The sequence below is a fragment of the Streptomyces sp. genome (assembly GCF_050698815.1).
In the GTDB taxonomy this organism is placed as follows: domain Bacteria; phylum Actinomycetota; class Actinomycetes; order Streptomycetales; family Streptomycetaceae; genus Streptomyces.
In genome coordinates, this window is sequence record NZ_JBOHCV010000012.1 from 1 (window position 1) to 7,363 (window position 7,363).

Below are 7,363 nucleotides of genomic sequence, written 5' to 3' on the forward strand. Positions count from 1 at the left end.
GCCTGAAGGAGACCGGCGCGATCACCGTCGAGGAGCTGTATCTGTCGATCTCCACGGCGGCCGAAGTCGCCGAGAAGGTCGCCCCCGGGGAGCCCGATGACGCCGTCGTCTGGGACGAGTTGATCTCCCGCACCTCGAACGAGACTCGCCTGACCTGGGCATTTTTGGCGTTCCTCGCGCTGGCGACGCAGATCGCGGCGATCGGCGCGCTGCTGGACCAGCCGATCCTGATCGTCGGCGCGATGGTCCTCGGTCCTGAGTTCGGGGCGGTGGCGGCGGTCTGTTTCGGGGTGCTCCAGCGCGATGTGCGCCTGGTGGGTGCGGCGGTACGGACGCTGGCCATCGGTTTCACGGTGGCCATCGCGATCACGCTGGCCTGCGCGGGCGTGAGCCGGCTGCTGGGCTGGGTCACGCCGGACATGTTGTCCGACCGGCCGCTGACCGACTTCATCATCCATCCGGACCGCTGGTCCTTCATCGTGGCGCTGCTGGCGGGGGTGGCCGGGATTCTCTCCATGACCGCCGGAAAGTCCTCGGCGCTGGTGGGCGTCTTCATCTCCGTCACCACGGTGCCGGCGGCCGGGAACATCGCGGTCGCGATCCCGCTCGAACACTGGAGCGAGGTCGGCGCCTCGTTCCAGCAGCTCGGCGTGAACCTCGCCGGGATGTTCGTCGCCGGTACGGTCACGCTGTATCTGCAGCGCGTGCTGTGGGCCCGCTACGGGCTGCGCGGCACGCCGGTTCCCGACCGGAACCCCTTCCTGCCGCCGCCGCGCTGACTCCAGGTCAGCCCCGGTAGACCCGCAGGTGGTCCACCTCGTACGTCATACAGGAGGCGGACCGGTCCGGCGGCGGATGGTGCTCGCCCGCGCAGACCGACAGGTTCACGATCAGGTACGCGGACCAGTGCGGGCCGACGCCGGTGCGGTCCGCGTGCGCACGCACCCCGTTGACCCACCACACCACCGATCCGGCGCCGAACTCAACCGTCAGATCGACCCGGGCGCCCGGCCGGATCGCCGGGTGCGAGTAGTAGTGCCCGCCGCCGTTCACGTGGTTGGAGAGTTCCAGCACGTCCGGGTTGTCCGGGTGGTACTCGAACACGTCGATCTCGTTGCCGCCGTCCCGCCACGTCCAGATGGCCGGCCAGGCACCCGCTTCCTCGGGGAGCCGCACCCGGGTCTCGAGGATGTCGCCGGTCCGCAGGGTGAACCCCTCGTCGCTGCCCTCGGTGGTGAGCAGGCCCGCCCGCCAGTTGCCGTCCCGGTGCCAGGTCGCCTTGAACGTGCCCGTACGCGCATAGCCGGGGTCGTCCACCAGGTGGTCCAGCTTGTTGTCGCCGGGGTTGGTGGGGCCGCCGTCCGGATACGCCCACGACCTGCCCGCGACCCACTGGCCGGGTGCGGAGAAGTCGGCCGTGAACACCGGCCGCAAGCGGGTGCCGTCCGGGCCTGGGCTGCCGCCCGGGTCCGGGCAGGCGTCCCGGTCCGGCCGGGCGGCGTCCCGCGTGCGGCTGCGTCTGAGCCACCCCAGCAGAGTCAGCGCTTCGTCGATCATGGTGTCCCTGTTCCCGTCCGCGGCCGCCCGGTCCGGCTCCCGGCCGATCTTGGACCACGTGGGTCAACATCCCGCCCCCGAAACCGCCCCTTCCGGTGCGCCCCTGGTAGCGGGTGACCGTGCGCCGCACGATGAGCGGGAGAGCGGGAGAGTGGGAGCGCGAGGGAGTACGGATGGCTGAGCTGTACATCGACGGCGAGTGGACCACGCCCGTGACCGGCGGACGGCGTGACGTGGTCAATCCGTTCGACGCCTCGGTCATCACCGCCGTCGACGAAGCGGACGAGACCGACGTCGATCTGGCCGTACGGGCGGCGAAGCGGGCCTTCGAACGCGCCGACTGGGCCGACGCGCCCACCCGGCGCCGCGCCGACGTGCTCTACCGCGTGCACGAGCTGCTCCTGCGCGACCTGGAGCAGATCGCCCGGATCGAGACGCTCGACACCGGGAAGACGCTGGCCGAGGCGCGCATCGACATCGAGGACATCGCGAACGCCTTCCGCTACTTCTCCGAGATCGCGGGCAAGGACGCCGGCCGGATCATCGACGTCGGTCCTGACGTGCTCAGCAGGGTCGTCCATCAGCCGGTCGGGGTGTGCGCGCTGATCGCCCCGTGGAACTACCCGCTGCTCCAGGCGTCCTGGAAGGTCGCCCCGGCCCTCGCCGCGGGCAACACCTTCGTGCTCAAGCCGAGCGAGACGACGCCGCTGACCACGATCGCCCTGATGGGCCTGCTGGCCGAGGCCGGTACGCCGCCCGGGGTGGCCAACCTCGTCCTCGGCTCCGGAGCCACGGTCGGCGCCGCCATGGCCTCGCACCCCGAGGTGGACATGGTCTCCTTCACCGGGGGCCTGGCCACCGGGCGGAAGATCATGGCGGGCGCGGCGAGCAGCGTGAAGAACATCGCCCTGGAACTGGGCGGCAAGAACCCCTACATCGTCTTCGACGACGCCGACTTCGAGGCCGCCCTCGACTACGCGCTCGACGCCGCCTTCCTCCACTCAGGCCAGGTCTGCTCGGCCGGCTCCCGGCATCTGGTCCAGGCCGGCATCCACGACCGCTTCGTCGCCGAACTCGCCAGCCGGGCCCAGGCCATCCGGCTGGGCGACGGGCTGGAGCCGCTCACCGAGAGCGGGCCGCTCAGCTCCGCCGAACACCGCGCGAAGGTCGAGAGCTACCTGGAGATCGCCCGTACGGACGGAGCCCGCCTGGTCACCGGCGGGCGCAGGCCGGACGACCCCGAACTCGCCCGTGGCTTCTTCCTGTTGCCCACCGTCTACGCCGACTGCGACCGGTCCATGCGGATCGTGCAGGAGGAGGTGTTCGGGCCCGTGGTGACCATCGAACGCTTCCATACCGAGGACGAGGCCGTGGAGTTGGCCAACGACACCCGCTACGGCCTGGCGGGCGGCGTGTGGACCAGTGACGCGAGCCGCGCCCAGCGGGTGGCGAACCGGCTGCGCCACGGCACCGTGTGGATCAACGACTTCCACCCCTACGTGCCGCAGGCCGAATGGGGCGGCTTCGGCCGGTCCGGCATCGGACGCGAACTCGGGCCGACCGGACTGCGGGAGTACCAGGAGGCGAAGCACATCTACCAGAACCTCTCCCCCGCCCCCTCCGGCTGGTTCAAGGGATGAGCGGCTCGGCTGACTCCTACGACTACGTCATCGTCGGCGGCGGTACGGCCGGGTGCGTGCTGGCCGCGCGGCTGACCGAGGACCCGGACTGCCGGGTGTGCGTCATCGAGGGCGGGCCCAGCGACGTAGGGGATGAGCGGGTCCTGCGGCTGCGCAACTGGATCAACCTGATCGGCTCCGACCTCGACTACGGCTACCCCACCGTCGAGCAGCCCCGCGGCAACTCCCACATCCTGCACTCGCGCGCCCGCGTGCTGGGCGGCTGCTCCTCGCACAACACCCTCATCAGCTTCCTGCCCTTCCCCGAGGACCTCGAGGAATGGGTCCGCAACGGCGCCGCGGGCTGGGGCCCCGGCACCGTACTGCCCTACCGGCACCGGCTGCTCAACACCATCCGGCCCGTGGCCCACGAGGACCGCAACGCCATCGCCCACGATTTCGTCACCGCAGCCGTCGACGCCCTCGGCGTCCCGGTCGTCGACGACTTCAACGCCCACCCCTTCGCCGACGGCGCCGGCTTCTTCTCCCTCGCCTACGACCCCGCCACCAACCACCGCTCCTCCGCGTCCGTCGCCTATCTGCACCCCGTCCTGGACCGCCCCAACCTGACGCTGAAGCTTCAGACGTGGGCGTACCGGCTGCTGCACGACGACGCCGGGCGCCTCACCCGGGTCCTGGTGACGTACGCGGACGGGACGGAGGGCACCGTACGGGCGGAGCGCGAACTGCTGTTGTGCGCCGGGGCCGTGGACACGCCCCGGCTGCTGATGCTGTCCGGTATCGGGCCGGCCGCCCGCCTGCGCCGGCTGGGCATCGACGTACTCGCTGACCTGCCAGGGGTGGGGGAGAACCTGCAGGACCACCCGGAGTCGGTGATCATCTGGGAGACCGGGCCGCTGCCCCCGAACTCGGCGATGGACTCCGACGCGGGCCTGTTCGTGCGCCGCGACACCGCACAGCCGCGCCCCGACCTGATGTTCCACTTCTACCAGGTGCCGTTCACCGTCAACACCGAACGTCTCGGCTACCCCACCCCCGAGCACGGCGTCTGCATGACCCCGAACGTGCCGCGCGCCCTCTCCGTCGGCCGGCTGTTCCTGCGCAGCGCCGACCCGACCGTCAAACCGGCCCTGGACTTCCGCTACTTCACCGACCCGGACGGCCACGACGAGCGCACCGTCGTCGACGGGCTGCGCATCGCCCGCGAGGTCGCGGCCACCGGCCCGCTGCGCGAATGGCTGCGGCGGGAGGTGGCTCCCGGCCCCGAACTGACGACGGACCGGGAGCTGTCCGCGTACGGGCGCCGCGCCGCCCACACCGTCTACCACCCGGCCGGCACCTGCCGGATGGGAGCCGCCGACGACCGGATGGCCGTGCTCGACCCCGAGCTGCGGCTGCGGGGCCAGGAGGGCGTACGGGTGGTGGACGCCTCCCTCTTCCCGAGCCTGCCGACGGCCAACCCCATGGTGACCGTGCTGCTCGTGGCCGAGCGCGCGGCGGATCTGATCACCGGCCGGGAACCGCCCGGCCCGCAAGGCACCGAGAAGACCCAAGACGTACCGGGAGTTGAGCACTGATGTCGGACGCGGACGCGGACGCGGGAACACCGGGACCGGGCGGACCGGGCGGACCGGGCGGACCGGGCGGGAGTGGCGGGCCGGGCGAATCGGCCGCGCACGGTTCGGAGTTCCGCAAGGAGATGGGCCCGTGGGCCAACTTCGCCCTCGGCTTCACCTACCTCTCTCCCGTGGTGAGCACCTACACCCTCTTCGGCACCGCCCTGATGACCGGCGGGCCGCCGATGATCTGGGCGTTCGTACTCGCCGGCGTCGGACAGTTCCTCGTCGCGCTGGTCTTCGGCGAGGTCGTCGCCCAGTTTCCGATCGCGGGCGGCGTCTATCCGTGGGCGCGCCGCCTGTGGGGGAGGCGCTGGGCGTGGATGACCGGCTGGGTCTACATGTGGGCGCTGCTGGTCACGATCACCGCGGTCGCTTACGGCGCCGGCCCGTACATCGCCATCCTCTTCGGCTTCGAACCGACCGTGCACACCACCGTGTTGTGCACGGTCGCGCTCATCGTCGTCGCCGCTCTCATCAACTACGCGGGCACGCGGGCCCTTTCGCACGCCGCCGTCATCGGCTTCACCGCGGAACTGGTCGGCGCGGTCGTCGTCGGCATCTGGCTGCTCTCCACCCACCGCTTCCACGGACTCGGCGTCCTCTTCGACGACTTCGGCACCTCGGAGGGCGGTTCGTACCTGCCCGTCTTCCTGGCGGCCAGCATCATCGGCTTCTACCAGTACTACGGCTTCGAGGCGTGCGGTGACCTCGCGGAAGAGGTCGCCCGTCCCGGGATCGTCATCCCCAAGGCGATGCGCCGCACGGTCTACGTCGGCGGCGCGGCGGCCATGTTCACCTGCCTGACGCTGCTGCTCGCCGTCACCGACTACCAGGCCGTGATCGCCGGCGAGGACACCGACCCGGTGGTGCGCGTGCTCTTCGACGCGCTGGGCGAGGTCGGGGCGCGGCTGGTGATGGGCGTCGTGCTCATCTCGTTCCTGTCCTGCACGATCAGCCTGCAGGCCGCGGCGGGCCGCCTCATCTACTCCTACGCGCGCGACAAGATGGTCGTCGGACACCGGCTGCTGCGCGGCTTCTCCCACGCGCGCGCCGTTCCGCACAACGCCCTGCTGGTGGCCGCGGTCATCCCGACCGTGATCGCCTTCGGGTCGCTGATCTCCGAAGACGCCCTCACCAAGATCGTCTCCTTCGCGATCCTCGGCATCTACGGCTCGTTCCAGATGGTCGTGCTGGCCGCCCTGCGGGCCCGCCTCAAGGGCTGGCGGGCGACCGGCGACTTCCGCCTCGGACGCTGGGGGCTGCTGGTCAACTCCGTGGCGCTGGCGTACGGCATCTTCGCCATCATCAACATCTCCTGGGCCCGCACCCCGGAGGCGCCCTGGTACGACAACTACATCGTGCTGCTGTGCGGCGGCATCGTCGTGGTGACCGGCCTGCTCTACATGTTCACCACGCACCACTACGGCCGTGGCGACGCCCCGGCCGGCGACGCGATCCCGGAGCGCTCGAAGGTCTGACCGCCGAACGCCGAAGCCGGGCTCCTCGCTCGAGTCCGTCAAGTCTGGCAAGTCACGTCAAATCCGTCCCGCCGTGCAACCAATCGGGGCCCGGGGCTGTCTGCTGTGGCAGAAGACTTTTCATGGGGGCGCCCGTGCCGGACCGCCCGACCGCTGTCGGCACCGCAGGCCCCCGTCGGACGATGGAGCGTTGAGTGAGACTTGTATCGAAGCGGGCCCGCCGAGCGGGTGCCGTGGCGGTGGCGGCCGGAGCCGTGCTGGTCGCCGGGCCGCTGGCCGCGACGCCGGCGCACGCGGCGGCCGGCCCCTCCGGCGTCAAGGCCAAGGGCGCCTTCCTGCTGGAGGGCGGGTCGGGCAAGACCCTGTGGGGCAGGGGCGCCGACACCCGGCGCGAGATGGCCAGCACCACCAAGGTGATGACCGCGGCGGTCGTCGTCAGCACCGAGGACGTGAACCTCGACCGCCGGGTCACGGTCAAGAAGACCTACCGCGACTACGTCGCCAAGTGGGGTGCCAGCACGGCCGATCTGCGGACCGGCGACAAGCTGACCCTGCGCCAGCTGCTGTACGGGCTGATGCTGCCCTCCGGCTGCGACGCCGCCTATGCCCTGGCGGACGCCATCGGCTCGGGCGGCTCGACGTCCGCGCGCGTGAAGTCCTTCATCTCGAAGATGAACAAGAAGGCCGACCAGCTCGGCATGAAGAACACCGAGTTCGACTCCTTCGACGGCATCTCCAAGCAGGGGCGTAACCACTCCACCCCGCGGGACATGGCCAAGCTCGGCAAGTACGCGCTGGGCAGCTCCAACATCCGTGCGGTCGTGAAGTCGAAGTCGACCAAGCAGAAGGCCACCAACGGCCGCACCTACACCTGGTACAACACCAACCGGATGCTCGGCTCCTACCAGGGCGTCATCGGTATCAAGACCGGCACCGGCAGCAAGGCGGGCGCCTGCCTCGTCTTCGCGGCGACGAAGGGTGACCGTACGGTCGTCGGCACGATCCTCAACAGCGGCGACCGCTACCCGGACGCGAAGCGGATGCTGGACTGGGCGTTCAAGCAGAAGAC

At 70.6% G+C, this 7,363-nt stretch carries 6 protein-coding genes; 5 read left to right on the forward strand and 1 reads right to left on the reverse strand.

Translation table 11 applies throughout. The features are described 5' to 3' along the window. Nucleotides 1-779, forward strand: a 779-nt coding sequence (locus tag ACRDP3_RS00335; protein WP_431514740.1) for a DUF389 domain-containing protein, incomplete at its 5' end; no start/stop codon positions are given. 7 nt (nucleotides 780-786) lie between these two features. Here the strand turns inward: ACRDP3_RS00335 and ACRDP3_RS00340 are convergent. After that, the gene (locus ACRDP3_RS00340; protein WP_431514741.1) at nucleotides 787-1,557 is read right to left on the reverse strand and encodes a glycoside hydrolase family 16 protein; all 771 of its coding nucleotides are present in this window, start codon (nucleotides 1,555-1,557) and stop codon (nucleotides 787-789) included. 173 nt (nucleotides 1,558-1,730) lie between these two features. On the opposite strand from ACRDP3_RS00340, the gene ACRDP3_RS00345 reads away from it, so the two are divergent. The 4 genes from ACRDP3_RS00345 to ACRDP3_RS00360 form a co-directional block, all read left to right on the forward strand. Continuing rightward, nucleotides 1,731-3,197 carry an aldehyde dehydrogenase family protein gene (locus ACRDP3_RS00345; protein ID WP_431514742.1) on the forward strand — a complete coding sequence of 489 codons (1,467 nt, stop codon included), beginning with the start codon at nucleotides 1,731-1,733 and terminating at the stop codon, nucleotides 3,195-3,197. Continuing rightward, complete coding sequence (locus tag ACRDP3_RS00350; protein ID WP_431514743.1) at nucleotides 3,194-4,774, forward strand: GMC family oxidoreductase; 1,581 nt, start codon at nucleotides 3,194-3,196, stop codon at nucleotides 4,772-4,774. The genes ACRDP3_RS00345 and ACRDP3_RS00350 overlap by 4 nt, the downstream gene beginning before the upstream one ends. Continuing rightward, entirely contained in the window at nucleotides 4,774-6,294 is a 1,521-nt protein-coding gene (locus tag ACRDP3_RS00355; RefSeq protein WP_431514744.1) for an APC family permease, read from the forward strand. The genes ACRDP3_RS00350 and ACRDP3_RS00355 overlap by 1 nt, the downstream gene beginning before the upstream one ends. Nucleotides 6,295-6,488: 194 nt before the next feature. Then, the coding region (locus tag ACRDP3_RS00360; protein ID WP_431514745.1) for a D-alanyl-D-alanine carboxypeptidase family protein at nucleotides 6,489-7,363 on the forward strand (875 nt) is incomplete at its 3' end.

What these genes read in the sequence shown, in the direction of transcription:
- ACRDP3_RS00340 (WP_431514741.1), bottom strand. Translation starts at nt 1,557, where the DNA reads ATGATCGACGAAGCGCTGACTCTGCTGGGGTGGCTCAGACGCAGCCGC.
- ACRDP3_RS00345 (WP_431514742.1), top strand. Translation starts at nt 1,731, where the DNA reads ATGGCTGAGCTGTACATCGACGGCGAGTGGACCACGCCCGTGACCGGC.
- ACRDP3_RS00355 (WP_431514744.1), top strand. Translation starts at nt 4,774, where the DNA reads ATGTCGGACGCGGACGCGGACGCGGGAACACCGGGACCGGGCGGACCG.
- ACRDP3_RS00350 (WP_431514743.1), top strand. Translation starts at nt 3,194, where the DNA reads ATGAGCGGCTCGGCTGACTCCTACGACTACGTCATCGTCGGCGGCGGT.